Below are 1565 nucleotides of genomic sequence, written 5' to 3'. Positions count from 1 at the left end.
ACGACGGGGTGCTCACCGAGCCGCAACGGGAGTGCGAGATGTTCGGGCAGGGCGATAGCGACGCTCGGCAGGACGACGTCCGGGGCGCCGCCGCCCCCGACGACGCCGTCGGAGTCGACCACCTCGGGTTGGCACTCCGAGGGCAGCGCCACGCAGATCGCCTGTGCGCGGGCGCGGAGATCCTCCGCGCGGGAGGCCAGCGCCGACGCCACGGGTGCCATCGGTCCCGTCAGGGTCGCTTCGAGAGCAGCCAGGGTGAGCTTGTCGACGCGCAGCGCCCGCGCGAACGGGTCGCGCCGCAGGCGTTCCACGAGTTCGGCCCGTCCGAGCAGCAGGCCGGCCTGCGGACCGCCGAGGAGCTTGTCGCCCGAGGCGGTCACCAGGTCGGCGCCGGCACGCAGCGCGGTGGTGGCGTCGGGTTCGTTCGGCAGCCGCGGATGCGGCGCGAGCAGACCCGATCCGATGTCGACCACGACGGGCGGTCCGAGTCCGTTGAGTTCCCGGACCGACACCGACGACGTGAAGCCGCTGACGGTGAAGTTCGAGGGATGCACCTTGAGGACGAAGGCGGTGTCGTCGTCGACGGCCGCGGCGTAGTCGCTCAGGCGCACGCGGTTGGTGGTGCCGACCTCACGCAGCGTCGCGCCCACGGATTCCAGCAGTTCGGGGATCCGGAAGCCGTCACCGATCTCGACCAGTTCGCCCCGTGCGATCACGATCGAGCGACCACCGCGCGCGAGCACCCGGGTGACCAGGGCGAGAGCCGCGGCACCGTTGTTGACGACGTGGACGCCGCCGGCGTCGGGTACCTGTTCGGCGAGCGCCTCGAGGGCGCCGCGTCCTCGCCGTCCGCGCCGGCCGGTGGCCAGGTCGAGTTCGACGTCGGTGGCACCCGCCGCGGTGGACACGGCCTCGACCGCCGCTCGGGACAGCGGGGCGCGACCGAGATTGGTGTGCACCACCACGCCGGTCGCGTTGACGACGCGGCGCAGGGTGGTCGCCTGCTGCGGCAACGACGCGACCGCGACGTCGGCGACGGCGTCGGGCCCGATCTCGCCGTCGCGGCACCGTTGCTGGGCCGCGACGACGGTCTGCTTGACCAGTCGGGCGCCGAGCCGGTCGACGGCCTCGCGCAGGCGCGGATCGGCCAGGACCTGGTCGGTGCGGGGAACGTCCCGCCTCGGATCCGGCACGCGCTCCTCATCCCACGGTCGACGAAAACTTTTGGCGGAGGCGGACGGGAATCGAACCCGCCCAGCCCAGATACTGGGCCACAACGGTTTTGAAGACCGCGACCGTCACCAGACGAGAACCACCTCCGCGCTCACCCTAACCGAAGTCGGGCACTCGGTTACGACTCGCCCGTATGTTTGGGTTCATGACCGCACACGTCGACCTTCCCGAGGGCGCCATCCGACTCACCCAGTACGCCGCCGGCGGCGGCTGCGCATGCAAGGTTCCGCCGGGTGAACTCGAACGGGTGCTCGGCGGTCTGCAGGGTGGACGGGCCTCCGGCGAACTGTTGGTGGGTGTGGAGAACGGCGACGACGGAGCCGCGGTCCGGA

General features: G+C 71.8%; 1 tRNA gene and 2 pseudogenes (1 of these 3 only partly in view). 1 reads left to right on the top strand and 2 read right to left on the bottom strand.

What is annotated here, in order from left to right:
- A pseudogene (selA, locus tag ACLBYD_RS18370) lies at positions 1-1193 on the bottom strand (L-seryl-tRNA(Sec) selenium transferase); it reaches 110 nt to the left of the window's first position.
- 32 nt (positions 1194-1225) lie between these two features.
- Positions 1226-1320, bottom strand: a tRNA-Sec gene (locus tag ACLBYD_RS18365).
- A gap of 58 nt (positions 1321-1378) precedes the next feature.
- On the opposite strand from ACLBYD_RS18365, the pseudogene ACLBYD_RS18360 reads away from it, so the two are divergent.
- A pseudogene (locus ACLBYD_RS18360) lies at positions 1379-1565 on the top strand (selenide, water dikinase SelD); the annotation flags it as partial.

It is taken from the genome of Rhodococcus sp. C26F (genome assembly GCF_053345925.1).
Note: the sequence above shows the minus strand (reverse complement) of the source record. Positions and strands in the feature narration are given on the sequence as shown.